General features: G+C 72.4%; 26 protein-coding genes. 6 read left to right on the top strand and 20 right to left on the bottom strand.

Features of this window, described 5'->3' with window-relative positions; genetic code table 11:
* Positions 1 to 19: 19 nt before the first annotated feature.
* The 7 genes from ACH34T_RS13515 to ACH34T_RS13485 all read right to left on the bottom strand — a co-directional run bounded on the left by ACH34T_RS13515 (position 20) and on the right by ACH34T_RS13485 (position 6,424).
* Positions 20 to 1,180, bottom strand: a complete 1,161-nt coding sequence (locus ACH34T_RS13515) for a GNAT family N-acetyltransferase (protein WP_395992411.1) — start codon at positions 1,178 to 1,180, stop codon at positions 20 to 22.
* A 51-nt stretch (positions 1,181 to 1,231) separates the two neighbouring features.
* Positions 1,232 to 1,813 carry a hypothetical protein gene (locus tag ACH34T_RS13510; protein ID WP_395992410.1) on the bottom strand — a complete coding sequence of 194 codons (582 nt, stop codon included), beginning with the start codon at positions 1,811 to 1,813 and terminating at the stop codon, positions 1,232 to 1,234.
* 160 nt (positions 1,814 to 1,973) lie between these two features.
* Positions 1,974 to 3,731 (bottom strand): ABC transporter ATP-binding protein, encoded by a 1,758-nt coding sequence (locus ACH34T_RS13505; RefSeq protein WP_395992409.1) that lies wholly within the window; start codon positions 3,729 to 3,731, stop codon positions 1,974 to 1,976.
* Positions 3,721 to 4,161 carry a lasso peptide biosynthesis B2 protein gene (locus tag ACH34T_RS13500; RefSeq protein ID WP_395992408.1) on the bottom strand — a complete coding sequence of 147 codons (441 nt, stop codon included), beginning with the start codon at positions 4,159 to 4,161 and terminating at the stop codon, positions 3,721 to 3,723. The genes ACH34T_RS13505 and ACH34T_RS13500 overlap by 11 nt, the downstream gene beginning before the upstream one ends.
* Positions 4,158 to 4,415, bottom strand: a complete 258-nt coding sequence (locus tag ACH34T_RS13495) for a lasso peptide biosynthesis PqqD family chaperone (RefSeq protein ID WP_395992407.1) — start codon at positions 4,413 to 4,415, stop codon at positions 4,158 to 4,160. The genes ACH34T_RS13500 and ACH34T_RS13495 overlap by 4 nt, the downstream gene beginning before the upstream one ends.
* Entirely contained in the window at positions 4,412 to 6,292 is a 1,881-nt protein-coding gene (locus tag ACH34T_RS13490) for a lasso peptide isopeptide bond-forming cyclase (RefSeq protein ID WP_395992406.1), read from the bottom strand. Before ACH34T_RS13490 ends, ACH34T_RS13495 begins: the two co-directional genes overlap by 4 nt.
* 24 nt (positions 6,293 to 6,316) lie before the next feature.
* Positions 6,317 to 6,424 carry a keywimysin-related RiPP gene (locus tag ACH34T_RS13485; RefSeq protein ID WP_395992405.1) on the bottom strand — a complete coding sequence of 36 codons (108 nt, stop codon included), beginning with the start codon at positions 6,422 to 6,424 and terminating at the stop codon, positions 6,317 to 6,319.
* A 562-nt stretch (positions 6,425 to 6,986) separates the two neighbouring features.
* On the opposite strand from ACH34T_RS13485, the gene ACH34T_RS13480 reads away from it, so the two are divergent.
* Together ACH34T_RS13480 and ACH34T_RS13475 are read left to right on the top strand one after the other, a co-directional pair.
* Positions 6,987 to 7,586, top strand: coding sequence for a GNAT family N-acetyltransferase (locus tag ACH34T_RS13480; RefSeq protein ID WP_395992404.1), 600 nt, complete (start codon positions 6,987 to 6,989; stop codon positions 7,584 to 7,586).
* A 73-nt stretch (positions 7,587 to 7,659) separates the two neighbouring features.
* A complete protein-coding gene (locus tag ACH34T_RS13475) occupies positions 7,660 to 8,694 on the top strand; it encodes an SGNH/GDSL hydrolase family protein (RefSeq protein ID WP_395992403.1) in 1,035 nt (344 codons plus the stop codon).
* On the opposite strand, the gene ACH34T_RS13470 is transcribed toward ACH34T_RS13475, so the two are convergent.
* Entirely contained in the window at positions 8,691 to 9,266 is a 576-nt protein-coding gene (locus ACH34T_RS13470) for a TetR/AcrR family transcriptional regulator (RefSeq protein WP_395992402.1), read from the bottom strand. The genes ACH34T_RS13475 and ACH34T_RS13470 overlap by 4 nt on opposite strands.
* Before the next feature lie 71 nt (positions 9,267 to 9,337).
* On the opposite strand from ACH34T_RS13470, the gene ACH34T_RS13465 reads away from it, so the two are divergent.
* Both ACH34T_RS13465 and ACH34T_RS13460 read left to right on the top strand, forming a co-directional pair.
* The gene (locus tag ACH34T_RS13465) at positions 9,338 to 9,913 is read left to right on the top strand and encodes a dihydrofolate reductase family protein (RefSeq protein WP_395992401.1); all 576 of its coding nucleotides are present in this window, start codon (positions 9,338 to 9,340) and stop codon (positions 9,911 to 9,913) included.
* Between the two features lie 138 nt (positions 9,914 to 10,051).
* A complete protein-coding gene (locus ACH34T_RS13460; RefSeq protein ID WP_395992400.1) occupies positions 10,052 to 11,023 on the top strand; it encodes a CapA family protein in 972 nt (323 codons plus the stop codon).
* On the opposite strand, the gene ACH34T_RS13455 is transcribed toward ACH34T_RS13460, so the two are convergent.
* Entirely contained in the window at positions 11,018 to 11,929 is a 912-nt protein-coding gene (locus ACH34T_RS13455; protein WP_395992399.1) for an SDR family oxidoreductase, read from the bottom strand. The two genes, ACH34T_RS13460 and ACH34T_RS13455, sit on opposite strands and share 6 nt — an antisense overlap.
* Positions 11,926 to 12,522, bottom strand: a complete 597-nt coding sequence (locus ACH34T_RS13450; RefSeq protein WP_395992398.1) for a TetR/AcrR family transcriptional regulator — start codon at positions 12,520 to 12,522, stop codon at positions 11,926 to 11,928. Before ACH34T_RS13450 ends, ACH34T_RS13455 begins: the two co-directional genes overlap by 4 nt.
* 155 nt (positions 12,523 to 12,677) lie before the next feature.
* Here ACH34T_RS13450 and ACH34T_RS13445 point away from each other — a divergent pair, with 155 nt between their 5' ends.
* The gene (locus tag ACH34T_RS13445; RefSeq protein WP_395992397.1) at positions 12,678 to 14,135 is read left to right on the top strand and encodes a M1 family metallopeptidase; all 1,458 of its coding nucleotides are present in this window, start codon (positions 12,678 to 12,680) and stop codon (positions 14,133 to 14,135) included.
* A 53-nt stretch (positions 14,136 to 14,188) separates the two neighbouring features.
* Here the strand turns inward: ACH34T_RS13445 and ACH34T_RS13440 are convergent, their stop codons facing one another.
* The 4 genes from ACH34T_RS13440 to ACH34T_RS13425 form a co-directional block, all read right to left on the bottom strand.
* Positions 14,189 to 17,005, bottom strand: a complete 2,817-nt coding sequence (locus ACH34T_RS13440) for a hypothetical protein (RefSeq protein ID WP_395992396.1) — start codon at positions 17,003 to 17,005, stop codon at positions 14,189 to 14,191.
* 126 nt (positions 17,006 to 17,131) lie between these two features.
* Positions 17,132 to 17,551 carry a Zn-ribbon domain-containing OB-fold protein gene (locus ACH34T_RS13435; RefSeq protein WP_395992395.1) on the bottom strand — a complete coding sequence of 140 codons (420 nt, stop codon included), beginning with the start codon at positions 17,549 to 17,551 and terminating at the stop codon, positions 17,132 to 17,134.
* Positions 17,552 to 17,553: 2 nt separating this feature from the next.
* Positions 17,554 to 18,714: a thiolase family protein gene (locus tag ACH34T_RS13430; protein WP_395992394.1), complete on the bottom strand. Its 1,161-nt coding sequence runs from the start codon at positions 18,712 to 18,714 to the stop codon at positions 17,554 to 17,556.
* A gap of 39 nt (positions 18,715 to 18,753) precedes the next feature.
* Complete coding sequence (locus tag ACH34T_RS13425; RefSeq protein WP_395992393.1) at positions 18,754 to 19,716, bottom strand: GlxA family transcriptional regulator; 963 nt, start codon at positions 19,714 to 19,716, stop codon at positions 18,754 to 18,756.
* A gap of 101 nt (positions 19,717 to 19,817) precedes the next feature.
* Here ACH34T_RS13425 and ACH34T_RS13420 point away from each other — a divergent pair, with 101 nt between their 5' ends.
* Positions 19,818 to 20,471: an HD domain-containing protein gene (locus ACH34T_RS13420; protein ID WP_395992392.1), complete on the top strand. Its 654-nt coding sequence runs from the start codon at positions 19,818 to 19,820 to the stop codon at positions 20,469 to 20,471.
* A gap of 163 nt (positions 20,472 to 20,634) precedes the next feature.
* Here the strand turns inward: ACH34T_RS13420 and ehuA are convergent, their stop codons facing one another.
* From ehuA to ACH34T_RS13390, 6 genes are all read right to left on the bottom strand, one after another.
* Positions 20,635 to 21,417 carry an ectoine/hydroxyectoine ABC transporter ATP-binding protein EhuA gene (ehuA, locus tag ACH34T_RS13415; protein ID WP_395992442.1) on the bottom strand — a complete coding sequence of 261 codons (783 nt, stop codon included), beginning with the start codon at positions 21,415 to 21,417 and terminating at the stop codon, positions 20,635 to 20,637.
* A gap of 139 nt (positions 21,418 to 21,556) precedes the next feature.
* Positions 21,557 to 22,216, bottom strand: coding sequence for an ectoine/hydroxyectoine ABC transporter permease subunit EhuD (ehuD, locus tag ACH34T_RS13410; protein ID WP_395992391.1), 660 nt, complete (start codon positions 22,214 to 22,216; stop codon positions 21,557 to 21,559).
* Positions 22,216 to 22,932, bottom strand: a complete 717-nt coding sequence (gene ehuC, locus ACH34T_RS13405; RefSeq protein ID WP_395992390.1) for an ectoine/hydroxyectoine ABC transporter permease subunit EhuC — start codon at positions 22,930 to 22,932, stop codon at positions 22,216 to 22,218. Before ehuC ends, ehuD begins: the two co-directional genes overlap by 1 nt.
* Before the next feature lie 3 nt (positions 22,933 to 22,935).
* Positions 22,936 to 23,829 carry an ectoine/hydroxyectoine ABC transporter substrate-binding protein EhuB gene (ehuB, locus tag ACH34T_RS13400; protein WP_395992389.1) on the bottom strand — a complete coding sequence of 298 codons (894 nt, stop codon included), beginning with the start codon at positions 23,827 to 23,829 and terminating at the stop codon, positions 22,936 to 22,938.
* Positions 23,830 to 23,931: 102 nt separating this feature from the next.
* A complete protein-coding gene (thpD, locus tag ACH34T_RS13395) occupies positions 23,932 to 24,840 on the bottom strand; it encodes an ectoine hydroxylase (protein ID WP_395992388.1) in 909 nt (302 codons plus the stop codon).
* Entirely contained in the window at positions 24,837 to 25,232 is a 396-nt protein-coding gene (locus ACH34T_RS13390; RefSeq protein ID WP_395992387.1) for an ectoine synthase, read from the bottom strand. Before ACH34T_RS13390 ends, thpD begins: the two co-directional genes overlap by 4 nt.
* Positions 25,233 to 25,281 lie beyond the last annotated feature (49 nt).

Below are 25,281 nucleotides of genomic sequence, written 5' to 3'. Positions count from 1 at the left end.
CGCCGGGGGCGGGGCGGTCTCAGGTGAGGTCGAGCACGACCCGGTCCTCCACCGGCCGGTAGCCCAGCCGCAGGTAGACGCCGTTGCTGGTCGGGTTGGCGAGATCGGTGAACAGCACGACGTCGGCGGCGCCCGCGTCCAGCGCCGCCCGCGTCACCGCGGCGGTGACCGCGGCCGCGTAGCCGCGGCGGCGGTGCTCGGGCGGCGTGTACACGGGCGCCACCCGGGTCATCCCGGCGACCATGGGCGTCCGCCCCGCCACCGCCACCGGACGTCCGGCGACCTCCCACAGGGTGACGCGGCCGTCCCCGAGCTTGCCTTCGACCGCCGTCCGGTTCACGTCGCCGTCCCCGAAGGACTCCCGGTCGAACGCGGCGAACCAGTCCAGCACCAGGGCGCGGTCGGCGCCGCCTGCGACGCGCGCGGCGCCCTCCGGCGGCGGGTCGGGAACGTCCAGGCGACCCAGCCGGTACAGCCGCTGCCGCTCCATCACCCGTCCCGCGCCGTTCGCACCCCTCTCAGCGGCCGCGACCGTCCGCCCCACCGCCCCGCCCGCACTGGTTGCACCGCCTGTGCCGTCCCCACTCCGCCCAGCGGCCGCGACCGTCCGCCCCACCGCACCGCCCGCGCTGGTTACACCGACCGAACCGTCCGCACCGACCGAACCGTCCGCACCGACCGAACCGTCCGCACCGACCGAACCGTCCGCGCTGTCCGCACCGCCGTCTGCGCCGCTGGTTGCGCTGTCTGCGGTGGTTGTGCCGGGCGCGGTGGTTGTGCTGGTCGTGTCGGACGTGGGTGCGGTCGGTGGGTGTGTGTTGCCGGACGGGACCGTCCCGTTCGTCCAGGTCTCCGCGAACGCTCTGGCGGTCGTCGGTTCCCCGGCGACGCGTGGGACCGGTTCGCCGTGCGCGGCGAGGGCGTGGGCCAGGTCGCGCGCCGCCCGTTCCGGCATCGCGCTCAGGAGCGGCGGGTACGAGCCCGTCCAGAGGAAGGTGCCGTCGATCCGTCCGGCGTCCGTCCACCAGCCGAAGAGAGTGGTCCCGTAGAGGCGGGCGCCTTGTCGGCGCAGGTCCTCGGTCACGGTGAGCGCGACGGTGTTCACGACGGGATCCTCGCGCAGGAATCCGTCCGCCCGCGCCAGGAACTCTTCGAGGTCGTCAGTGAGTGTCCATCCCATGTTCCAGGATGACCTTGGCCGCGGGCCGTCCGCACCTGGATTTCCGGGTGGTCAGGTCTGGGGGACCGGGGTCCGCGTCCGGCGGAGGTAGTAGGCGACGGTCGCGACCGCCAGGAGCGGCCCCCAGAGCAGCAGCGGCCCGTAGGACGCGACGAACAGCCCGAGCCTCCACCCTTCGAGGTAGACGGTGCTGCCGTCCGGTGCGGTGAACTCGTCGAAGGTCAGTGCCCCTGTCAGTGTTCCCAAAGTGAGGACGGTCGCGCCCACGCTGGCGGGGATCACGGCGGCCAGGGTCGGCACCCTGCGCCCGCGCAGCAGCGGCACCCAGCGGGGGAACACCTCGCCCCACCGGCTGACCAGCCCGACAGCCAGGAACGCCAGCGCCTCGCTGAGGACGCTCAGCAGGATCGTGTAGGACCACATCGGCATCCAGCCGGGCAGGTCCCCGCGCATGTCGTCGATGTCGCCCGTGAACGGGCCGATCGGCGCGCCGAAGCCCAGTGCGATCCGCCAGACGCAGGACGGCAGCACGGCCAGGCTCGCCGCATAGGCCGCGATCACCGCCCACCGGGGGACGCCCTCGGCCGTTCGCCCGTGCATCCGGTGGACGGCCGACGCCACATTCTTCGACACCGCGGAGCCCTTCATCCTCGTGTGAACCGTTCACTGCAAGTGAAGGGCCCGCACCCGGCGCCCGGACTCCCTCCCGGGCGTGATCCCGCTCCCCTGCGCGGGTGAGCGGGCGGTCGTCCGGCGGGAGGTCAGCGGTGTGCGGGCGTCGTCCGGGGGGAGGTCAGCGGTGTGCGGGCGCGTGCTCGCGCGGCCGTGCGGTGGCGATGCCGCGGTAGTACGAGCAGGTCTTCATGAGGTCCGCGTGGGCGCCGGAGGCGACGATCTCGCCCCGGTCCAGGACGATGACGCGGGCGGCGGCGCGGACGGTGGCGAACCGGTGCGCGATGACCAGGAGCGCGCACCGCCGGGCGACCTCGTCCAGGGTCCGGTGCAGGGCGAGTTCGCTCTCCAGGTCGAGGTGGGACGTGGGCTCGTCCAGCAGCAGCAGCCGCGGCCGGGGGAGGAGCGCGCGGGCGATCGCCATGCGCTGCCGTTCGCCGCCCGACAGCTCGCGGCCGTGCTCGCCGACGGGGGTGTCCAGGCCGTGGGGGAGCCGCGCGACGAGGCCCGTCAGGTTGGTCATGGCGATCACCTCGCGGATCTCGTCGTCCGCGGCGTGCGGGGCGGCGTAGGCGAGGTTGTCGCGGAGGGTGCCGTCCAGGATCGGGCACTCCTGCTCGACCAGGCCGATCCCGGCGCGGTGGCGCGACCTGCTCGCGGCGCCCGCCGCCAGGCCGTCGAGCAGCACCTCGCCGCGGTCGGGATCGTAGAAGCGCTCGGCCAGCGCGAAGATCGTCGACTTGCCCGCGCCGGACGGGCCGATCAGCGCGACCTGGCCCCGCCGCGGCACCTCGAACGAGACGCCCCGCAGGACCGGCCGCGACCGCCGGTAGCCGAACCAGACGTCGCGGAACTCCAGCGCGAGGGCGCATCCGTCCGCCGGCGACGCGTCCGCGGACTGCGCCGGGTCCTCGCCGGTCTCCTGCGGCAGGGCGAGGGCCTCGGTGATGCGGTGCGCGGCGCCCGTGCCCTGCTGGACGACGCTGAGCGACTCGAACAGCGCGCCCAGCGGCCCGGTCAGATAGAGCATGTAGAGCAGGAACGCGACGAGGTCGGCGACGGTGCCCGCCCCGCCCGCGACGCGCGCCCCGCCGACCAGCAGCACCAGCAGGAACGAGCCCGTCACCGCCAGCTCGGTCGCGGGCGCGACCAGCGCGTCGAACCGGGCCGTCCGGACGCCGGCGGCGTGCGCGGCCCGGGCCCGGCCGCCGATGCGCTCGCCCTCCCGGGCCTCGGCGCGCGCGGCCTTGACCGTCCGGATCGCGCTGAGCGCCCGCTCCAGGTCGGCGGCCATCTCGCCGGTCGCCCGCCGGCCGCGCAGCGACGCGGCCCGCATCCCGCGCAGCGCCGCCGCGAGCGCGGCGCCCGCGGTCAGGACGATGGCGGCGACGCAGGCGAAGAGCGTCCAGTCGAGCCAGAGCATCAGCGCGATCGTGGCGGCCAGGCCGACCGTGCCCGTCACGGCGTCGGTGAGGCCGCCGGCGACGATCTGCCGGAGCGCGAACGTGTCCGCGTCCGTCCGGGAGATCAGGTCGCCGACCCGGTGCCGGTCGTAGGCGGGCATGCGGAGCCGCAGCAGCCGGTCGATCAGGTCGAGCCGGACGCCGAGCACGATCCCTTCGCCGGTGCGCGCCAGCTGGAACCGGACCAGCGCCTGGACCAGCGCCTGCGCGGCGAACAGCGCGACCAGCGCGGCCGCGCCGCGCCACACCGCGCGGCCCGCTCCCGCGGCCTCGATCACCTCCCGCGCGACCAGCGGCTGGGCCAGCCCGAGCGCCGACGCGCCGAGGGTCAGGGCCACGGTCGCGGCGATCGGGCCGCGGTGCCCCGCGGCGAGGCGCAGCACGTCCCGCAGCCCTCCGGGCGCGTCAGCGGTCACGGCGCTTCGCGCTCCGCGGCGGGACGGTGATCAGCGGCGCGAGGTAGCCGTCCGGGACGCTCTCGTCGACGAGCCGGTCGTCCGCCTCCACCCACGCGTGCGCGCCGAACGGGGGCAGCGTCCGCACGCCGACGCACCAGGTCGGCCACGCGCCCCCCAGCCGGCACAGCAGGACCGTCGCGAGGGACCTGGGCAGGCAGCCGCGGGGCCCGAGGCAGGTGAGGCTGACGGAGGTGACCGCGCCGCGCGCCGCCCGCGCCTGGTCGTAGGTGGCGGGACGGGCGCCCACGCGCAGGACGGTGAAGACCGCCCGGATGTAGCCGGGCGGGAGGAGGGCGAGGAGCCGGGCCAGCGACACGGCGACCCTGGCCGCCGCGCGCCGCGACGGCGGGGTCCCGGACGGGCGGTGGAGCGCGCTCGGAACGGTCACGCCGTCACCAGCCGGGCGGTGCGGAGGTCTTCCACCAGCGCGGTCACGTCCCGCAGGGCCTGCGCCGGGTCGACGTCGAACTCCTCGGCGAGGGCGGCGGCGGCCTGCGTCGCGCTGTCGCCCGCCGACAGCCGCCGGACGACCGCCGCCGCGGTCGGGTTGAGCTGCCAGTAGTCTCCGCTGCGCTCGTCGAGCAGCACCGTCCCGTACGCGGTGTCCGCCGTGGACACGCCGGGGCGCAGTCGCAACGTCATCCGGTCTCCTCTTCGGTGGGTCGGGCCGGGCGTCCGGGCGCGGGCGCGCCGGCGGCGGCGGCCGCGGGCCGGTCCAGGGTGCGGAGCCAGACCTCGCAGCCGATGGTCGAGTACAAGATTGCCTCGCGCAGCGAGGGGGTCGCGGGACGGGCCGACAGCGCCCGCAGCCGCGCGTCGTCGACCAGCCCGAGCCGGGCCAGCCGGGAGCCGTCCCAGAGCGTCATCAGGTCGCCGTGGTGGGCGCGCAGGCCGTCGGCGGCGTCCATCGACGCCTCCGCCTTGTTCGACCGCGCCAGGCACGCGGCGGGGACGACGCCGCGCATCGCCGCGACCAGCAGCGGCTTGTACCGCCACGGGGTGACCCTCTCCTCCGGGCGGACGGCGAGGCACGCCTCGATGACCCGGTCGTCCAGGAAGGGCGACGACATCGGCAGCCCGGCGCGGGCGCTCATGTGCTCCCACTGCCGGATGATGCGGGCGCACACCCGGACGGCCTGCAGGTCGGCGTGCTGCCCCCGGTCAGGCGCGATCGGCTCGGCGGTCCGGGCGGCGTCCCGGATCAGCTCCGCGGCGGCGTGCTCCGCGTCGGGCGTCATCCAGTCGAACAGGCGGGGCGCGCCGTCCCAGCCGAGCGCGCCGAGGACGGGCGGCTGCGGCGGACGGCGCAGGTCGGCGGCCGTGTCCGCGAGCCACCGCCGGTACGGGCGGCCGTCGGCCAGGGCCCGCGCCATCGGGCCGAGCGGCCAGTCGAACAGCGCCCGGAACCCGCGGAGCCGCCGCAGCGCGGGCAGCGGCCGCCTGCGCAGCAGCCGGTGGTAGTGCGCCTCCGAGCACCAGGCGACCTGGTCGCCGCCGATGCCGGTCAGGTGCAGGCGGCTGCCCTTGGCGATCAGCCGGGGGACGTGGCTGAGCACCCGCGCCCGGTCCATCATCCCGATGGACGGCTCGTCCATCGGGTCGTCGATCTCCAGGAGGCCCTCGTAGACCAGGGGCGATTCGTCCGCGGGCCACACCGCGTGCTCGACGTCCGGCAGGTGTGCGGCGGCCCGGCGCGCCCACATGAGGTCCTCGTCGGCGGGGTCCCGTCCCGGCCACGTGCTCGCGATGATCTCGGCCTCGCCCCTGGCGGCGAGGAAGCAGACCGACGTCGAGTCGAGGCCGCCGGACAGGTCGCAGCTCACGATGCCGCCGCCCGCGGTGCGCGCCCCGACCGCCCGGCCGAGCGCGGTCCGGAGGTCGGCGGCCCCGGTGGCCAGGGAGTGCTCCGGTTCGGGCGGCGACCACCAGCGGCGCGTCCTGGCGCGGCCCTCGGCGTCCAGGACGAGGTGGGAGCCCGGCTCCACGCCGTGCACGTCCCGCCACATCGGCGCGTGCAGGAGCGGATGGGGGACGGGCCACAGCAGCCGCACCGCGAGCCGGCGTTCGTCCAGGTCTGCGCCGGTCAGCGCGGCGAGGACGTCGGCGCGGTCGGACGCGACCGAGGCGCCGTGCGCCCGCGCGTGGAACACGAGCCGCAGCCCGGCCGCGTCGCCTTGGACGCGGGTCCGGCCGCCGAGGGAGGCCACCAGGTGGAAGCAGCCGGGCAGCGTGCGGGCGAGCCGGTCGAGCGAGGCCAGGCCGGTGAGCCGTGCCGCCTCCCGCTCGATCCGTCCGGTGTCGCGGGAGTGGGCGCCGATGAGCGCTAGCCGGGCGTCGCCGGCCTCGGCGACGGTGATCTCGGCGTCCGTCCAGTTCCCGATCAGCCAGGGCCGTCCGGAGGGGTGCCGCAGGGTCTTGGTGTGCGGGAGGCCCGCGGCCACGGCGAGGGCCGCCTCGTGGTCCGGCAGGACCGCGAAGTACGCCTCGCCGTGGCCCGGCATGCCGCCGTGCTCAGACATGGGCATGGTGTGGGCGCGTCATCGTCAGTTCTTGCTGAAGATCACGCGGTCGTTGCCGTTGCGGAGGAGTAGTCCGGTCGCCTTGCGGAACGAGCCGGCCGCCACGAGGACGGGCGTTTCGTACTTCTTCATCGTCTCTCCTTTTCGCTCGTCGTGACTTTCCTTTGGGGGCGCTCCCGATTTCGCCTTCGCGAATGGCGAAACGTGCCGCAGCATGGCACGGGGATCGGGTGTTTGGCCACCCATTCGACTCGATGACCTTGGGCGACACCGCTCACCCGGCGCTGGCCGAACCTGGCCGGACAAAATAGAAGTATTCGGATAAATCTGGCGCATTCTCCGGGTATGCGCACGTCCGATAGGGCGATGGCGGCTAGCCTCGCGGACATTCTTCAATGGCCGTCCGGTGCACCACGGTTCCACCGCGCGCCAGGGTCGTGGCATGGGAATTCCTATTCCCCGTCCCGGCGAAAAGGAGGCCAAGCGGGCGGCCTCCCGACAATGCCGGTCGAGAGGGCGGCGCTCCGCCGCGCGATATCACGGATCAGACGGAGGCGCGGACCATTTCCAACTCCCTCGCATCGGCCCGGGACGCGGCGAGCGGGAAACACTGTGCCGATGGACGCAGGAACTCAATGCCGGAGTCTCCTTCGAGGGTAGGGACGGCCGCCCGTGGACGACCTACGATCATGGGATGGAGTACGAGGTTCGGGCGGCGCGGCCGGAGGATCTGGCGGGCCTGCCGCCGATCGAGAGTTCCGGGGACGCGATGTTCGCGGAGATCGGCATCGTGTTCCCGCCCGGGCCGACCGTGGTGGAGCAGATGATCGAGAAGGGCGCGGAGATCCTCGTGGCCGGTCCTCCGCCGAATGGTGCTCCGCCGGCCGGTGCCTCGCCTGGTGGTGATCTGCCCGGCGGTGCTTTGCCGGACGGTGCTCTGCCGGGTGGTGCTTCGCCGGTCGGCTTCGCGGCGCTGGAGGAGGTCGACGGGGCCGTCCATCTGGAGCAGATCTCGGTGCGCGGTGACCTGGTCGGACGCGGCATCGGCGCCCGGCTCCTGGACGCGGTCATGGCGCGGGCGGCCGCGGAGGGGGCGCCCGGGGTGAGCCTGCTGACGTTCCGGGACGTCCCGTGGAACGAACCCTGGTACGCCCGGCACGGGTTCGCGGAACTGCCCGAGGAGCGGTGGGGCCCGGAGATCCGCTCGTACTGGGACGCCGAGATCAAGGCCGGGCTGCACGAGCTCGGCCCGCGGCTCGTGATGTGGGCGGCGGCGGCCCGCCGCCCAAGCTAAAAATCTACAACGTAAAGGCGGGAACCCGGACGGCGGCACGGACGTCTCGCTCATGGACGCATCAAGGAGGACGATGTTCAACCCGGTGGCGTGGGCGCGGGGCCGCCTCGGCGAACGGGGCCTCGCGATCGTCGTGCTCGTGAGCCTGCTGGCGCTGGCCGTCGTCCCGCTGGTGGCGTTTCCGGCGGTGCGGTGCGAGGTGTTCGGCAGCGGCTGCAACGAGCCGGACCCGGAGGTGCGCGCCGATCCGGTCGTGGCGACGAAGGCGCCCACGCCGGTCGAGGCGGCGACGCGAGGGTCGTATGTGGCGCTGGGCGATTCGTACTCGGCGGGGCTCGGCGCGGAGGCGTCCGTCGCCGACAAGAACCCGCTCGACCGGTGCCACCGGACGTCCAAGGCGTACTACCACGAGGTCTCGCGGGCGTACCGGTTCGCGAAGGGCAGCGGATTCTGGGCCTGCTCCGGCGCCACCATCTCCGACTTCCTGAACGGACGCGGCGGCGAGCCGTCGCAGCTCGGCCGCATCGGCGCAGACACCAGCCTGGTCACGCTGAGCGTCGGCGGCAACGACGTCGGGTTCTCCAAGGTCCTCGCCGGCTGCGTCGTCAAGCTGCCGTGGAGCAAGAGCTGCACCCGGCAGGGCGAGGACGTCGCCGGGCGGATGGCCGAGCTCCGGCGGAGCCTCCCCGACCTGCTGGACAAGATCAACGCCAGGGCGCCGCGGGCGCGGGTGATCCTGATGGGGTACCCGAAGGCGTTCTCCGAGGTCAGCGGCGTGGACGGGGACAACATCACCGTGTCCGACCAGCAGTGGCTGAACGCGCGGGCCTACGACCTGGGCCGCGTGATCAGCCAGTCGGCCGCGGAGGCCGACGCGCGGATCGCGGCCCGGCACGGCCAGGGCAGCGTCGAGTTCGTCGACGCCTACAGCGCGTTCGCGGGCCACGAGGTGGGCAGCCAGAACGCCTACATGAACGGCCTGCTGCTGAACCTGTCGGCGTTCGCGGCGGAGCCGCGCAGCTACCACCCGACCATCGCGGGGCACCACGCCCTGGCCGGACTGTTCGTCCAGCAGATCAAGAAGGGCCCCGGCCGCCCGCTCTCCTAAGCCCGCGGGACGGCGCGTTCCACGGCGAGGGCCACGAGGTCCTGGACGTCCTCGTCGGTGAACACTCCCGGCAGCGTGAGGTGCTCCACGATGAGCCAGTTGAGGGCGAGGTAGAGCAGGCGCACCGTCGTGGCGTCGCCCGGCAGCCCGGACTCCAGGTGGTAGGCGATGTTGGCCTCGACGTCCGCGCGCACCCGCTCGGTCAGGACGTCCCGCAGTTCGGGACGCCGCGTCGCCTCAAGCCGCAGTTCGAGCAGCGCCAGGTAGCCGGTGCGGAAGTCGGAGATCCGGCCGACGACCTCGCGCAGCAGTTCGGTGACCTTGGCGGTGTCGCGCGGCCCTTCGAACCGGCCGGCCAGGAGGGTCGCGTCGGGTTGCAGGCGCTCGTAGATCCGTCCGCCCACCTGCGTGAACAGGTCGTCCCGGTTGGCGAAGTAGTTGGACGCGGTGCCGACCGGCACGGCAGCCTCGGCGTCCACCGCCCGGAACGTCAGCCCGCGCGCGCCCTCCCTGGCCAGCACCTCGATCGCGGCGTCGACGAGCGCCGCCCTCCGTTCGACGTTCCGCCGCATGTTGACACCACTCCATCCGTAGTACTACATTCAAATCACTCCATGCAGAGTACTACGGACGGAGTGTCGATATGCGAAAGCTCGTCTACTACGTCGCCGTCAGCATCGACGGCTACATCGCCGGTCCCGGCGGCGAGGTCGACTTCTACCCGCTCGGCGACGACATGGCGGCCTGGATCAACGAGCGTTACCCGGAGACGCTTCCCACGCACGTCCGCGCGCACGTCGGCCTGGAGGACGCACCGAACAAGCGGTTCGACACGCTCGTGATGGGCCTCGGCACGTACCAGCCCGCGCTCGACATCAACGTGACCAGCCCGTACGCGCACCTTCGCCAGTACGTCGCGTCCACGACGCTGGACGAGATCGCCGACCCGTCCGTGGAGCTGGTCAGGGATCCGGGCGGGATCGTCCGCGAGCTCAAGGCCGAGGACGGCGACCTGGACATCTGGCTCTGCGGCGGAGGCAGGCTCGCCGCCGCGCTGCTCCCCGAGATCGACGAGCTGATCATCAAGAGCTATCCGGTCGTGGCCGGATCGGGCGTTCCCGCCCTCTCCGGCGGGTTCCGCCCGACCCTCTTCGCCCCGACCGAGCGGAGGTCGTTCGACAACGGCGCCCAGGTCACCTGGTTCACCCGCGCTTCGTAGGCCGAACGGCCTCGCGGGCCGAGCCACTCCGCAGGCCGAGCCACTCCGCAGGCCGAGCCACTCCGCAGGCCGTTCGACTCCGCAGGCCGAGCGGGTTCGTAGGCTGGATGGCGGTACTTCCGCCGATTGGGGGCCCTCATGGCCGTCACCATGGCGCTCGCCGGAGACACCATGCTCGGCCGCGGCGTGGCGGACGAGATCGACGCGTCCGGTCCGCACGGCCTGTTCTCCGGCGGCGTCCGCGAGGCGTTCGCGGAGGCGGACCTCGCGGTCGTGAACCTGGAATGCTGCGTGTCCGACCGTGGCCGGGAGTGGGACGCGCCCGGCAAGCCCTTCCACTTCCGCGCGCCCCCGGCCGCCGTCGAGGCCCTCACCGACCTCGGCGTCGACTGCGTGACCCTCGCCAACAACCACGCGCTCGACTACGGACCGGACGCCCTCCAGGACTCGCTCGACATCCTGGGACGAGCGGGCATCGGCGCGGTCGGCGCGGGCGCCGACGTCGAGGACGCGCGGCGGAGCGTCGTCCTGGAGGCCGGCGGCGTCCGCGTCGCGGTGGTGGGCGTCACCGATCATCCGTCCGACTTCGCCGCGGGGCCGGGCCGTCCGGGCGTCGACCACGCCGACCTGGAGGAAGGCGTGCCCGACCACCTGCTGCGGCGGATCGCGCGGCTCCGCGCCGGCAACGACGTGATCCTGGTCCTGCCGCACTGGGGGCCGAACATGACGCGGGAGCCGCCGCGCTACGTCCGCCGCGCGGCCGGCAGGCTGCTGGACGCCGGCGCGACGCTCATCGCGGGAAGCTCGGCGCACGTCTTCCACGGGGTGGCCTGGCCCGTCCTGTTCGACATGGGCGACTTCATCGACGACTACGCGGTCGACGAGCTGCGCCGCAACGACCTCGGCCTGCTGTTCCTGGTCACCCTGGATCGCGCGGGCCCGTCCCGGATCGAGGCGGTGCCGCTGCGCCTCGACTTCTGCCGCACCCGCCTGGCCGAGGGCGCCGACCGCCACTGGATCACCGAACGCTTCACGCGCGCCTGCGCCGCGTTCGGCACAGCCGTCGAGACCCGGGACGACCGCCTGGTCATCGACGCGCCGCCCCTATAGCGGATCGCCGAGCGGGCCGTACTCGTCCACGAGGGCGTCGGCCCAGTGGGCGGCGAAGTCGGGCTGCGTGCCGTCCACGTCGGTGAACCCGTACTCCTTGTAGAGGTCCCAGGTGGCGAGGGCACGCCCGGTCCTGGCCATGACGCCGGGGTCGGCGGCCAGGGCGGCGACGGCGCGTCCGACGTAGGCGGGGGTCTCGGAGTAGGCGAAGTGCGGGTCCTGGGCGATGGCGTCGCGCCAGGTGGCCTCGGTGACGCCGAAGTGGTCCAGGACGGCCTCCGACCGCAGGAAGCCGGGCGTGATCGCCACGGCCGCGACCCCGTGCGGCCTCAACTCGGCGGCCAGCGCGAACGCCATCCGGATCACCGCCGACTTCGCGAGGTCGTAGAAGAACGAGCCGCGGTAGCGGGCGGTGTTGCCGTCCGTCACCTCCACCACGAGGCCGCGGCGGCGGGCGACCAGCAGCGGGATCGCGAACCGGCTGGTGATCACATGCGTCTCCACGGCCTGCCGCAGCAGCCGCAGCCCGGCGTCGAGGTCCTGCTCCCACAGCGGATGCTCCCAGTCGGTCAGCGGGTCGCCGCCCCACACGGAGTTGACGAGCACGTCGAGCCGCCCGTCGCGCTCCGCCGCGATCCGGTCGACCAGCGCGCGGACCTCGTCCGGACGGCTGTGATCGACGCGGACGGCGATGCCCTCCCCGCCCGCCGCGGTGACCTGCTCCGCGGTCTCCTCGATGGTCTCCGGCCGCCCGAGGTCCGAGCCCTCGGAACCACTGCTGCGACCCGTCACGTACACGGTCGCGCCCGCGGCCCCCAGCTGGACGGCGATACCCCGTCCACCCCCTCGGGTGCCGCCCGCGACCAGGGCCACGGCGCCGCTCAGCGGACGTTCCTGCATGGTCATGTCTCCTTCCGAACGTGTGGTGCGAGGACGGTGTCGATCTCTCGTTGGAGCCGCTCCTGCAGCGTGCCCCGCCGGTCGAGCGCCCAGGTCAGGCCCACCCCGGCGACGACGGCCTGCACCGTCTCCGCCACCGCCGCGACGTCCGTCCCTTCGCGCAGTTCGCCCGCGGTCACCGCCGCTTCGAGCAGCGACTGGATCGCCCGCCCCTGAGCCCGGTGGACGGCGAGCGCGTGCTCGTGAAGTTCCGGATCGGTGAGGTCCATGCACAGGAACGCCAGGTGGTTGGCGTACGTCTGCGGGGTGGCGACGTCCGACATCGAGTCCACGACCAGCGCCGCCAGCGCGGCCAGGGCCGAATCGTGGCTCCCGCACGCCCGCTCCAGCAGCACGTCCGCGTCCTGGACGGACTGCGCGGCCAGCGCGACGAGCAGCCCGCGCTTGGACCCGAACCGCTGGACGAGCGTCCCCGGCACCAGCCCCACCTCGCCGGCCACCGCCGCGAGCGTGAGCTTCGCCGGGCCGACACGTCCGATCACCTCGACCGCCGCCCGCAGGATCACGGCATCGTCGACCCCTCGCGGCCGCCCCGCCATCGCGCCGCCTCCTTAATAAATGAACAGACATTTATTAAACCATCCCGGGAGGTCTCGCGCAAAGCCATGATCGACTTTTCCGGCGAGGCGAGTAATGATCATCTTTAGTGCGTTCTCGAACGCGATCGTCCCGGCTTCAACGGAGAGGTCCCCGTATGACGTATCTGAGGTCCGCGCGCCGGCGTCCGCTGGTGGTCGCCGCGGTCGGCGCGGCGACTCTCGGGCTGCTCGCACCGGCCGCGTCCGCCGCGCCCGCCGACGTCCGCTACGCGCCCGGTGCGCCCGGATTGGGCGATCCCTACTTCCCTGACCTCGGCAACGGCGGGTACGACGTCGGCCACTACCACCTGAAGACCGCCTACGACCCGGACACCGACCACCTCACCGGCACCACCACCATCAAGGCCACCGCCACCCAGAACCTGTCCCGGTTCAACCTCGACCTGTACAAGCTGAACGTGCGGTCGGTCCGCGTGAACGGCCGGGAGGCCGCGTTCGACCGCACCGGCAGGCACGAGCTGGAGATCACGCCGCGCAAGGGCCTGCGGGAACGGAGCATGTTCACGGTGGTCGTCCGCTACGACGGCGTCCCCGAGACGCTGAGCGGCCCGATCGTGTTCGACCTGCCCTACGGGTTCCTGCACACCAGGGACGGCGCCACGATCGTCTCCGAGCCCAACGCGGCCAACACCTGGTTCCCGTCCAACGACCACCCGCGCGACAAGGCGCTCTTCACGATCGAGACGACCGTCCCGCGGGGCCTCAAGGTGATCGGCAACGGCCGTCTGGTCGAGCACCGGAGCGTCCGCGGCGAGGACACCTTCGTGTGGCGCGAGGACCGCCCGATGGCGACGTACCTGGCGACCGGGCAGATCGGACGCTTCGACGTCTCCACGGCCACCACCGGCAAGGGCGTACCGCAGCTCGACGCCGTCGACTCGGACCTGGCCTCCGACCCGAACGTGAGGGCCACCCCCGGCTGGACCACGCGGGCGACCGACGAGCTGGCCGGCTACTTCGGGCCCTATCCGTTCACCACCACCGGCTCCATCGTCGAGCACAACAACGTCCCGCCGCTCAACCTTGAGAACGCGCTGGAGACCCAGACCCGCCCCACCTACGAGTCGCCGCCCATCGAGAAGGGCGTGGTGCACGAGATCAGCCACCAGTGGTTCGGCAACAGCGTGTCCGTCGGCCGCTGGAAGGACGTCTGGCTGAACGAGGGCTACGCCCTCTGGACGGAGAAGTTCTGGGCCGAGCGGCACGGCGGGCCGTCCGCGCTGGAGTCGTTCAAGCAGATCTACGCCGACCCGCCGCAGATGCCGGAGCCGCGCCCCAGGTTCTGGGACGTCGTGATCGCCGACCCGACCCGCGACCAGATGTTCCACCGCGCGATCTACTTCCGCGGCGGCATGGCCCTGGAGGCCCTTCGGCACAAGATCGGCAAGGAGCGCTTCCTGGAACTGACCCGCACCTGGCTCGCCGACAACAGGTACGGCAACGCCACCACCGAGGACTACGAGGCCCTCGCCGAGCGGATCTCCGGCCAGGACCTCGACGCCTTCTTCAAGACCTGGCTCCACACCCCGGGCAAGCCCCCCACCTGGTGGTGACCGTCGGCCCGTCCAGCCGTGCCCACGTGTAGCCGTGCCGCAGGCACAGGAACCTAGCGGGGGCAGGCGGGCAGGCCGGGGACGGCGACGCCGCCGTTGAGGCGGCCGCAGATGGGGGTGGAGACCGGTTCGCCGTCCTCCATCGTGACCTTGATCATGGTGAGGCCGCGGTTGCCCGGCCCGTTTACCGTGTGGTCGTCGCGGCTGAAGTCGATGGCGCCGGTGGCTCCGACGCCTTCGCGGAGGTTCAGGCCGCGCAGTTCCAGCAGGACGGCGCCGGACGTGACGGTGCGGCTGCCGGGGACGAGTCCGGACGCGTCCCGGGTGATCCCGAGGGCGCCGTAGGCGCGGTCGGCGGCCTCGCCGACGGCGACCGCGGCGTCGTAGGCGAGGGCCATCTGGCCGTCCACGAGGAGCGGGTCGTCCGGCCGGACGCGGGGCACGCCGATCCCCAGGCGGTTGCGGGCGAGCTGGAAGAACTCGTTGGTCTGGTCGCGGTGGCCGGCGATCAGGAACGGGAGGTGGACGAACGCGGTGTGGTAGACGACGGTCCGGTCGGGGAGCGGGACGTCGTGCAGGCCGGCGCCGAAGCGGATCTTGGTGATGTCGTCGCCGGCGAGGAGGACGAGGCGGCGCCCGGTGCAGCCGCCCTCGGTGAGGCCGTCGCGCAGCCCGCGCAGGTCTTCGGCGCGTCCGGCGAAGTAGACCAGGGTGTAGGACGCGGCCTCGCAGGCGGCGCGCACCTTCCGGGCGATCTCGTCGGTGCCGGTGTACTCGACGCGGTCGGTTGCGCGGGGCTTCAGGACGCGGGTGACGTCGTCGGCGATCTCGCGGCTGTAGAGGTCCCTGGACGGCCCGCGCGTGCGGTGGACGATCATCGCGCGGTCGACCGGCCGGCCCTTCAGCTCGGCGCGGACGGCGGCGCGGGCGGCGGCGGCCTCGTCGTGGTCGGTCGAGGCGAGGCCGTAGTAGTGCGCGAGCCGGGGCAGGACGTCGGACGAGTTGACCGTGTTGACGATGGGCAGGCCGGCGTCGTTGAGCCGGGTGATCGCCGCCTTGGAGTACTCGGTGTTGCGGCCGAAGCCGACGACGCCGACGAGGGTGGGGTCGCGGTGGGCGAGGTCCAGGATGCGGTCGGCGGTGTCGTTGGAGAACACCATGTTCTGCCCCGTGTTCGCCGGCAGCAGGCGGAGCTTGAGTGACTTGCTGTGGCCGGGCGCGTTGTTGCGCTGCTGGGCGAGGTAGGCGCCGGCGAGCTCGTGGATGCTGCTGACGGTCAGGGCGTTCTGGCCGGGGCTCGCGGTGAACGTGCCCACGTACACGATCGTGACGTAGGGATCGCCCGAGCCGAGGACGGCGGCGTTCTCGTCCGCGATGCGGCGCTGGAGGTCGGCGAGGGTGAGCCGCGCTCCGGTGTTGTGCTCGGACGGCCGGTGCTGGTCGCCGTCCAGGCCCATGCTGTCGCGGCCCACCTCGAAGCGGACGCCGTGCGTGGACACCCCGACGCATTCCCGGCTGCCGTCGTCGTTGGTCTGCTGGTGCGTGTCGGCGTTCCACGACAGCGGGAAGCCGACGCTGCAATAGGTCGAGTTCAGCTGCTGGTGGACGACGGCGAGCGTGACCGCGGACAGGGCGAGGACGGCGCCGAGGGCGGTCCACGACCAGAGCCACGTCCAGTACGGGCGGTGGAGGGCGGCGGCGGCCGGCGCGTCGGCGCGGTCGGCGGCCGGGTCGCCGGCGACGGGGATCCGCAGCAGCCACGGCAGCGGGACGGACTCGCTGGGCCCCTGGTCGGTGCCGAGGGACGAGCGCCACTGCTCGTACCGTTCCTCGGGGGAGTCGCCGGGGTCGGCCGGGCCGAGCTCGTCGCGGGTGGCGGCGTCGATGGACGCGATGACGAGCAGCGGGTGGAACTCGCTGCGCCGGGCGCGGATGTCGCTCATCGCCGACAGCAGCGCCAGGCCGCCGTTGTCGCGTCCCGCGCGGGACAGGAACACGACGGGCGGGGTGGTGCGCTTGAAGCCGCGTCCGCTGGGGGTGGCCTTGCGGTACTGGTCGCGGATGTCCTCCAGCAGCGCGAACGTCTTGATCTGGAGCAGGAACCGGGCCGCGTCGGGCTTGGTGAGCCGCTCGAACACGCGGTAGAGGCGGCCCTCGAACCCGAGGTCGTCGTCGCCGTCGTCCCCGTCGCCGAGGACGGCGAAGAACGACGTCCGGGCGAACCAGCGGTACCGGCTGCCGCGGCCCACCTTCGACAGGACGGGCAGCCAGAACCGGTTGAGGGCGAGCGACAGCAGGAACACCGAGACGAGGCACGCGCCCGCGATGATCAGGTAGCGCGGCCTGGTCTGCTGGGCGAGGCCGCCGACGATCACGATGAACAGCGTGGACAGCCAGGCGGACGTGAACAGCGCGCCGGTGAGCCGGGGGACCGGGCGGGCGCCCTTCTTCCAGCGTGCGACGGCCGCGAGGGCCGAACCCTGGTAGGGCGGCCGGCCGGGGGCGCCGTCGGTGTCGGCCGCGGCGGCCTGGATCGTCTCGATGAGCTCGGAGCGGGGGAACCGGCGGCGGCCGTACTGGGACTTGGTCTGGCTCCAGGTCAGCGGCTGGGAGACGGTGCGGACGAGGTCGAGCGCGGCGGACTCCCCGTCCGTGCCGGTGAGCTCGGGGGAGATCACCGAGAGGCCCTTCTCGTTCGCCGCGCGCCTGAGCTCGTCGAGATGCCGGTCCGCGTCGTCCCCGTCGCCGGCCGGTTCGAGGACGGTCACGGGGAACGAGCGGGTGTCCAGGCGCAGGGGGAGGCGCCCGGTCAGCCGGTCGAACAGTGCGAAGAGACCGCGTCCGGACTCGGCGGGTCGAGGATTTCCCACGGCTTGCCTTCCCTAGCGCGCGGGGTGCGGATCTTGGGTCCGCTGGGGAGCGTAGGGGCGCGGGCAATGGGACGCCATCGTGTGACGACCGAATCACCCTTTGGCGTCAGGTCCGATTTCGGGTGTTCAGTCCGTGGTGGTGGGGGTGGTGCGGGGGTCGGCGGCGCGGCGAGGTCGGAACAGGATGTAGGGCTCTCCCTCACCGGGGTGGACGAAGAGGGCGCGCAGCGGGAGGCCCTCGCGCAGGTCGGGACGGTCGACGCCGTCCAGGCGGGCGTGCAGCCACGGGCCCTCGGACAGCTCGACCAGCGCGAGGCAGGCGGGGGGCTCGCCGGGGCGGTGGACGATCGTCCAGGTCACGAGGGTCGCGTCGCCGGTGGCCTCGGCCCAGCCCGGGTCCTCGTCGCCGCAGCCGGGGCAGGCGGCCGCGTCCGGGGCGAGCCAGCGGTCGCAGGCCGCGCAGTGCCTGATGACGAGCCGGTCGGCGGCGGCGCCGTCGAAGAACGGGTCGGTGCGGCCGTCGCGCCGCAGGACGCCGATCTCCATGGCTAGGCCCCCTTCGCGTGCGGGCTGACGATCAGCGTGGAGTGGTGGTCGAGGATGCCGCCGTTGCCGCTGACCAGGATCACGTCGGTAGACGGGGCCTGCCGTTCGCCGCCGTCCCCGCGCGCCTGGATCACGGCCTCCGACAGCGGCGTCATGCCCCACATGTAGTAGGCGGACAGCTGGCCGCCGCCGGTGTTGGTCGGCAGCGACCCGCCGGGGCCGAGCGCGCCGGACGCGGCGAACGCGCCGCCCTCGCCCTTGGCGCAGAACCCGTAGTCCTCCAGCGACACCAGGACCGTGTAGGTGTAGCAGTCGTACAGCTCGCACACGTCGACGTCCGCGACCGTGATCCCCGCCATCCGCATCGCCGCAGCGCCGGACGCGGCCGCGCCGGTCGTCAGGCCGAAGTCGCTGCCGCGCTCCCGGCGCTGCCCGGGATGCCCCTGCCCCCAGCCCCACAGGTGGACGGGCGGGCGCGCCAGATCGCGCGCCCGCTCGGCGCTCGTGACGACGACGGCGACGGCGCCGTTGGAGACGAGGCAGCAGTCCAGGAGGTGCAGCGGCTCGGAGACCCAGCGGGATCTCTGGTGGTCGTCGAGGGTGATCGGCTTCCGCAGCTGGGCGAGCGGGTTGCGGGCCGCCCAGTCGCGGGTGGACACGGCGATCGCGCCGAGCTGCTCGCTCGTGGTGCCGTAGCGGGCCATGTGCCGCTGGGCGGCCAAGGCGTAGGACGAGTTGACGCTGCGCAGGCCGAGCGCGGCCGCCATCCCGCCGAAGCCGTACCATTCGCGGGCCTCGCGGTCGTACGCCGAACCGGACGGCTGCTTCGGCCTGAGCGGCGCGTCGGCGAAGACGCAGGCCACGACCGTGGCCGAGCCGGCGCGGACCGACATCGCCGCGTACGCCACCATCGCCCCCGCGGTCGCGCCGAACGAGTTGATCTGCGAGAGCAGGCGCAGATCGCGGAGGCCGAGGGCGTCGGCCAGCTCGATGCCGGGGGAGCCGCCCACGCCGTGGCTGACGAGCAGGCCGTCCAGGTCGCCGGGTACGAGGCCCGCGTCCGCGGCGGCGAGCCGCACCGCGTCGGCGGCGAGCCGCCGGGGGCTCCGCCCGTACACCCTGCCGAGCTCGGTCATGCCGAGCCCCGCGATCGCAGCGTCCATCACGCCCACGGTACCGAACCGCGTTCGGCCAGGGCGAGGTCAGGGGGCGCCGCGGGCGCGGAACGTGGTGCGGTACGCCAGCGGCGACGCGCCGACGCGGCGGGCGAAATGGGCGCGCAGCGTCACCGGCGAACCGAACCCGGCCTCCGCCGCGACGCGCTCGACCGGCAGCTCCGTGCTCTCCAGGAGCTGCTGCGCGCGGTGGACGCGGGCGCGCGACAGCCACTGAAGCGGCGTCGTGCCCGCCTGCTCGCGGAACCGCCGCGTCAGGGTCCGGACGCTGACGGACGCCTGCCGGGCGATGTCGTCCAGCGTCAGCGGGCGGTGCAGGTTGGCCTCCAGCCAGGCCAGCGTCGGCTGGAGGGCCGTCTCGCCGTCCGGTGGGTCCTCGTGCCGGATGTACTGGGCCTGGCCGCCGTCCCGCTGCGGCGGCATGACGATCCGGCGCGCCGTCCGGGCCGCCGTCGCCGAGCCGTGGTCGCGGCGGACGAGGTGCAGGCACAGGTCGATCCCCGCGGCGACACCGGCGGACGTGAGCACCTGCCCGCCGTCCACGTAGAGCACCGACGGGTCGACCTCGACGTCCGGGTGCCGCCGCGCGAGGGCCGCCGCGTACCGCCAGTGCGTCGTGGCGCGCCGCCCGTCGAGCAGGCCCGCGGCGGCGAGGACGAACGCGCCCACGCAGATCGACGCGATCCGGGCGCCGCGGGACGACGCGTCGCGCAACGCGTCCAGCACCCCGGCGGGCGGATCGGCGCGCACGTCCTCGTGACCGGGGACGACGATCGTGTCGGCGGCGGTCAGGGCGTCGAGCCCGAACGGGCTGTCGACCCGCATCCGGCCGAGGGACGCCGACGTCCGCGCGCCGCCCGGCCCCGTGCACACCCGCACCTCGTACAGCGGGACGTCGCCGGACGTGGTCGTCACCCCGAACACCTGGCCCGGGACGGCCAGATCGAACGGCACCACATCGTCCAGGGCGAGCACCGCGACCACATGCATGGCCAGAACGTAGCGCACATCGGCGTTCTGGACACTTCCGCCGGGCCGGACGGCGTCAGACGATCAAGGTGTCCGTTCCGACCGTCCGCCGGGGAGCCGCCATGACCGACCACTTCGCCGAGTTCTCGATGCCCGACACCGACCTGACCCGCAAGGCGTACGACCTGGCGTTCTCCTTGGGGCCGCCGGCGCTCGCCCGGCACACCGTCCGCACCTACCTGTTCGGACGCGCCATCGGTGAGGCGAAGGGCGTGCGTCCCGGCGCCGACTACGACGACGAGACGCTGTTCCTGGCGAGCGTCCTGCACGACGTGGGCCTCACCGAGCGCGGCGACCTGGACGGCCGCTTCGAGGTGGACGGCGCCGACGTCGCCGCCGGGTTCCTGCGCGAGCAGGGCGTGGACGACGAGCGCGTCCGCGTCGTCTGGGAGGCGATCGCGCTGCACACCAGCGTGGGCATCGTGCACCGGATGCGGCCCGAGATCGCGCTCACCCACGCCGGGACCGGGGCCGACATCGTCGCGCTCGGCGCCGGGGCGCTGCCCCGCGGTTTCGCCGACCGCGTCTTCGCCGCCTTCCCCCGGGAGGACGTGGGCCGCGCCCTCAGCGAGATCATCGTCGACCAGATCGCCCGGAACCCGGCCAAGGCCCCGATGGGCTCGTTCCCCGCCGAACTCGCCCGCCAGCACGGAGTCGGCGACCCCGTCCCCGAATGGGCGGAACTGGTCGCCGCCGCCTGGCCCGGCTCCCACTGAAACACGACCAGCCCGCTGAAACGCGACGCCACCGAGACGCGAGCGGCCCGCCGAAGCGGCGGCCGCTCGCCGAAACGTGAGCCGCCCGCGTCCCCGGGGCGACGGGGACGCGGGCGACGGGCCCGAACGGACCGGTCAGGACGTCCTGTTCAGGACGCCCTGTTCAGGACGCGAGGACGGCCTGCAGGAAGTCCCGGGTGCGCTGCTCGGACGGCTCGCCGAAGATCTGGTCCGGCGGACCCTCCTCGACGATCTGGCCTCCGTCGAACATGAGGACCCGGTCGGAGATGTCCTTGGCGAAGGTCATCTCGTGGGTGACGCACAGCAGGGTCAGGTCGCTCTGCCTGGCGATGTCGCGCAGCAGGTCCTGGACGCCGACGACGAGCTCCGGGTCCAGGGCGGAGGTGACCTCGTCCAGCAGCAGCACCCTCGGCTGCATGGCGAGCGCCCGCGCGATCGCCACCCGCTGCTGCTGGCCGCCCGACAGCTGCGACGGATGAGAGTTGATCTTGTCGGCGAGACCGACCAGTTCCAGCAGGTCGCGGGCGCGCTCGACCGCCTGGTCCTTGGGCAGCCCCAGCACGCGCACCGGCCCCTCGGTGAGGTTGCGCAGCACGTTCATGTTGGGGAACAGGTTGAACTGCTGGAACACCATGCCGACCTGCTTGCGCATCTCATGCAGGTGCTTCTGGTTGGCCGGGACGCGCTTTCCGCCGCGCTCCATGTGCCACAGCGTCTCGTCGCCGATCCAGATGAGGCCCTCGTCGAGCTTCTCCAGCGTCATCAGCAGCCGCAGGATGGTGGTCTTGCCCGACCCGCTCGGCCCGATGAGCGTCACGCGCTCGCCCGGCGCCACGGTGAAGTCGAGCTCGCGGAGCACCACGTTGTGGCCGAACCGCTTGATCACCTTCTCGAAGCGGATGCCCGGCGCATCGCCGCGCGGCAGCGGCGCGGCGCCCGCGCCCTTCCCCACGTCGCTCTTGGTCGCGCCGTCCTTCGCCGTCGCGCCGCCCTTCTCCGTGGCCACACCCTTCTCGGTCGATGCTCCCTCGGCGTCGTCGGGCGTCGGGGATTCCGGTTCGGTGTCAGTTGGTGGCATAACGCCTCTCCAAGCGGCGGACGAGTATCGAGGATATGACGCTCACCACGACGAACAACAGGCCGACCATCGTGATCGGCTCCAGGAACTGCAGGGTCTGCGACCCCACCTTGTTGGCGGAGAAGAGCAGTTCCGCGACGTTGATCGCCATCAGGTACGGCGAGTCCTTGAACATCGCGATCAGGTAGTTGCCGAGCGTCGGGATCACCCGGCGGATCGCCTGCGGCAGGACCACGTCCAGCCATACCCGGGACCGCGGCAGGTTCAGCGCGGTGCACGCCTCCCACTGCCCCTTCGGGACGTCGGCGACGCCGGCCCGGTACACCTCGGCCGTGTAGGTCGAGTAGTGGATCCCGAGCGTGATGATCCCGGCCGTGAGCGACCCGATCGTGACGCCCCAGGCGGGCAGGACGAAGAACACGAAGTACAGCTGGGGGATCAGCGGCGTGCACCGGATGAACTCGGTGATCCACCGGACCGTCTGGTTGAGGATCATGCTCGGCGAGCGGCGCAGCAGCGTCCACACCAGCCCCAGGGCCAGTGCGATCACGTAGCCGAGCAGCGTGGCGATGACCGTGTAGCGGAGCCCGTCGAGCAGGTCGGGGAGGATGTCCCCGGAGTAGGACCAGTCCCAGTCGACGTTCATCAGCCGCCCACCCCCGCTCCGGGCGCGCCCGCGGCGATCGTCCCGAGGGACGGTTCACGGGCCGGCCGGCGGCCGAGCATTCGATCCACGCGGCGCTCGGCGTACCGGACGAAGAGCTGCAGGATCTGCGCGATGACGAAGTACAGCACGAGCACCATCGTGAACGCCGCGACGGTCTCGCCGGTGCTGCCCTGGATGTTCTTCGACACGCGGGTCAGATCGACGAGGCCGACGAGGGACACGATGGCCGTGCCCTTCATCAGCTCGATGATCAGGTTGCCGAACGGCGGCAGCATCAGTGCGACGCCCTGCGGCAGGAGGACGCGGCGCATGCGCTGGTAGGCGTTGAAGTTCAGCGCCACCGTCGCCTCGTACTGCGCCTTGGGCACGGCGTTGATCGAGCCGCGCACCACCTCGGCCCCGTAGGCGCCGACGTTCAGGCCCAGCGCGAGGACCGCCGCGAACAGGGTGGTGAACCGGAGGCCGAGCAGCGGCAGCGCGTAGAAGAACCAGAACAGCAGCACCAGCGTCGCGTTGCCGCGGAAGAACTCCACGTACACCCGGTTCAGCACCCGCACCCAGGAGTGGCGGGACGTGCCCGCCAAGCCGAAGACCAGGGCGAGCAGCAGCGCCAGCGCGCCGCCGAGCAGGGTGAGCTTGATGGTGACCCACGCGCCGTCCAGCCACTGGTTGTAGCTGTCGAGGACGTCAGCCACGGGTCAGCCCTGGCAGAACTTGGCGGCGGTGTCGTCCGCGGCGGGCATCTCCGCCTGGGTGAACCCGAACGGCTGCAGCACCGGCAGCAGCTTGTTCTGCTGCTTGAGCTTGTCGAGCTCGGTGTTCCAGGCCTTCAGCAGGTCGGAGTCGGCCTTGCGGAACGCGAACGCGCCCGCGCCGAGCTGCTCCTTGCCGTCGATGACCGGGGTGAACGCCTCGGTCACCTCGAAGCCCTCGCCCTTGTGCTTGGCCAGCAGGTCGGCCAGCGAGATGCGGGTCAGCCAGATGCAGTCGATCCGCCCGGCCTTGAGCCCCTCGAACGCGCTCGGCTGGTCGGCGAACGTCTTGATGTTGCCCTTCTTGACGCCGGTCTTCTCGGCGTACCCGGCCTCGACCGCACCTGTCATGACGCCGACCTTGACGCCCTTGGCGGCCGGGTCCTTGTCGGTCTTGAGGCCCTTCGGGTTGCCCTCGGGCACCATGAAGGCGCTCTTGGCGACGTACTCGGGGTTCGCGAACGCCGCCGAGGCGCAGCGTTCCGGAGTGATGAACATCCCCGCGGCGATCGCGTCGAACCGCTTGGCGTTGAGGCCGCCGATGAGGCCGCCGAAGTCGACCTGGACGCCCTTGACGTCGTCGATCCCGAGCTGCTTGAAGATGACCCGCGCCAGCTCCGGCGCCTCGCCGGTCAGCTTGCCCGACTTGTCGGTGTAGCCGTAGGGCGCCTCGTTGGCGAATCCGACGGTGATCGATCCCGCGTCCTTCGCCTTTTGCAGCGTTCCGCCGCCCGCTTTCTCTTCTTCCGGATCCGTCGTGGAGCAGCCCGCCGCGGCCAGCGGCACCGCGGCGGACAGCAGCACGGCGGTGCGCAGGAAGTCGCGTCTCGAGGAAGTCATCATCGAACTCCTGGATGGTGTGACCCCGCGCCCGCGGGGGACCGGACGGCCCCCCGCGGGCGCGGGGCTGACGTGTCGGGTTTATCGAATTGTTGTGTTCAATCAGCCGCCCACGGGAGTGAAGTCGCGGGCGCCGATGAACTCCGGACGCGGGGCGGGGGCCGAGAACGGCTCGACGCAAGTGTTCTCGACGCTGTTGAACACGATGAACACGTTAGACCGCGGGAACGGGGTGATGTTCCCATTCGAGCCGTGCATGCAGTTGCAGTCGAACATGGTGGCAGAGCCCGCGGGCCCTGTGAACAGCTCGATCCCGTGTTTGTCGGCAAGGATCGACAGGCTCGCCGAGTCCGGCGTCCCGATCTCCTGACCGCGCAGGGACTCCTTGTAGTGGTCGTCCGGGGTCTCCCCGACACACGCCACGAAGGTCTTGTGCGAGCCAGGCATGATCATTAGCCCGCCATTGTGCACGAAGTTCTCGGTGAGCGCGATGGATATGCTCACCGCGCGCATCCGGGGCATGCCGTCCTCCGCGTGCCAGGTCTCGAAATCCGAGTGCCAGTAGAAGTCCTTGCCAGTGAATCCTGGCTTGTAGTTGACCCGGCTCTGGTGCACGTAAACCTCCGAGCCGAGAATCTGCCTGGCCCGGCCGACCACGCGGGGGTCGCGGACGAGCCCCGCGAACACCTCGCTGATCTTGTGGATCTCGAAGATGGAGCGGACCTCGTCCGAGCCGCGCTCGGTGACCGTCCGCTCGTCGGCGAGCACCTGCGGGTCGGCGGACAGCCGGCGCAGCTCGGCGCGGTAGTCCTCGACCTCCTCGGGGGCGAGCAACTGGTCGACGGACAGGAAGCCGTTCGCCTCGTACGCGTCGAGGGTCGCGCCGTCGATCGGCCCGCCGCCGGCGTCGCCGTACACGACCTGGTCCTGCCGGTACAGCAGCGCCGCCTCGGCGCACTTGCGGGTGGGGTACGCGTCGTCGATCGTCGGATGGGACTCGATGATGCTCATGCGTCCTCCTCGGTCAGCAGCGGATACACCCCGTTCTCGTCATGGACCTCCCGCCCGGTGACGGGCGGGTTGAACACGCAGACGGTCCGCACGTCCGTGTGAGCGCGCAGAGTGTGATGCTCGTGGCCGTCGAGCAGGTACATCACGCCCGGCTCGATCTTGTGCTTCTCGCCGGTCTCGTCGTTGGTCAGCTCCCCCTGGCCCTCGACGCAGTAGACGGCCTCGATGTGGTTCGCGTACCACATCCTGGTCTCGGTGCCCGCGTACAGGATCGTCTCGTGCATCGAGAAGCCGACGCCCTCCTTGGCGAGCACGAACCGGCGGCTGCACCATGTCGGCGCCTGCACATCGCGCTCGGTGCCGATGATCTCTCCAAGGGAACGAACGATCATGAATCTCCTCTTTCCAGGTGTGTGCCCGGCGCCGGGCCCCCGCGCGGGG

It is taken from the genome of Actinomadura sp. 9N215, assembly GCF_044326345.1.
Lineage (GTDB): Bacteria > Actinomycetota > Actinomycetes > Streptosporangiales > Streptosporangiaceae > Spirillospora.
This window is presented reverse-complemented; position numbering and strand designations above follow the sequence as displayed.

What these genes read in the sequence shown, in the direction of transcription:
- ACH34T_RS13390 (WP_395992387.1), bottom strand. Translation starts at nt 25,232, where the DNA reads ATGATCGTTCGTTCCCTTGGAGAGATCATCGGCACCGAGCGCGATGTG.
- ACH34T_RS13480 (WP_395992404.1), top strand. Translation starts at nt 6,987, where the DNA reads ATGGAGTACGAGGTTCGGGCGGCGCGGCCGGAGGATCTGGCGGGCCTG.
- ACH34T_RS13490 (WP_395992406.1), bottom strand. Translation starts at nt 6,292, where the DNA reads ATGTCTGAGCACGGCGGCATGCCGGGCCACGGCGAGGCGTACTTCGCG.
- ACH34T_RS13465 (WP_395992401.1), top strand. Translation starts at nt 9,338, where the DNA reads ATGCGAAAGCTCGTCTACTACGTCGCCGTCAGCATCGACGGCTACATC.
- ACH34T_RS13460 (WP_395992400.1), top strand. Translation starts at nt 10,052, where the DNA reads ATGGCCGTCACCATGGCGCTCGCCGGAGACACCATGCTCGGCCGCGGC.
- ACH34T_RS13470 (WP_395992402.1), bottom strand. Translation starts at nt 9,266, where the DNA reads ATGCGGCGGAACGTCGAACGGAGGGCGGCGCTCGTCGACGCCGCGATC.
- ACH34T_RS13435 (WP_395992395.1), bottom strand. Translation starts at nt 17,551, where the DNA reads ATGGAGATCGGCGTCCTGCGGCGCGACGGCCGCACCGACCCGTTCTTC.
- thpD (WP_395992388.1), bottom strand. Translation starts at nt 24,840, where the DNA reads ATGAGCATCATCGAGTCCCATCCGACGATCGACGACGCGTACCCCACC.
- ACH34T_RS13455 (WP_395992399.1), bottom strand. Translation starts at nt 11,929, where the DNA reads ATGACCATGCAGGAACGTCCGCTGAGCGGCGCCGTGGCCCTGGTCGCG.
- ACH34T_RS13450 (WP_395992398.1), bottom strand. Translation starts at nt 12,522, where the DNA reads ATGGCGGGGCGGCCGCGAGGGGTCGACGATGCCGTGATCCTGCGGGCG.
- ACH34T_RS13430 (WP_395992394.1), bottom strand. Translation starts at nt 18,714, where the DNA reads ATGGACGCTGCGATCGCGGGGCTCGGCATGACCGAGCTCGGCAGGGTG.
- ehuB (WP_395992389.1), bottom strand. Translation starts at nt 23,829, where the DNA reads ATGACTTCCTCGAGACGCGACTTCCTGCGCACCGCCGTGCTGCTGTCC.
- ACH34T_RS13420 (WP_395992392.1), top strand. Translation starts at nt 19,818, where the DNA reads ATGACCGACCACTTCGCCGAGTTCTCGATGCCCGACACCGACCTGACC.
- ACH34T_RS13495 (WP_395992407.1), bottom strand. Translation starts at nt 4,415, where the DNA reads ATGACGTTGCGACTGCGCCCCGGCGTGTCCACGGCGGACACCGCGTAC.
- ACH34T_RS13485 (WP_395992405.1), bottom strand. Translation starts at nt 6,424, where the DNA reads ATGAAGAAGTACGAAACGCCCGTCCTCGTGGCGGCCGGCTCGTTCCGC.
- ehuD (WP_395992391.1), bottom strand. Translation starts at nt 22,216, where the DNA reads ATGAACGTCGACTGGGACTGGTCCTACTCCGGGGACATCCTCCCCGAC.
- ACH34T_RS13475 (WP_395992403.1), top strand. Translation starts at nt 7,660, where the DNA reads ATGTTCAACCCGGTGGCGTGGGCGCGGGGCCGCCTCGGCGAACGGGGC.
- ACH34T_RS13425 (WP_395992393.1), bottom strand. Translation starts at nt 19,716, where the DNA reads ATGCATGTGGTCGCGGTGCTCGCCCTGGACGATGTGGTGCCGTTCGAT.
- ACH34T_RS13445 (WP_395992397.1), top strand. Translation starts at nt 12,678, where the DNA reads ATGACGTATCTGAGGTCCGCGCGCCGGCGTCCGCTGGTGGTCGCCGCG.
- ACH34T_RS13515 (WP_395992411.1), bottom strand. Translation starts at nt 1,180, where the DNA reads ATGGGATGGACACTCACTGACGACCTCGAAGAGTTCCTGGCGCGGGCG.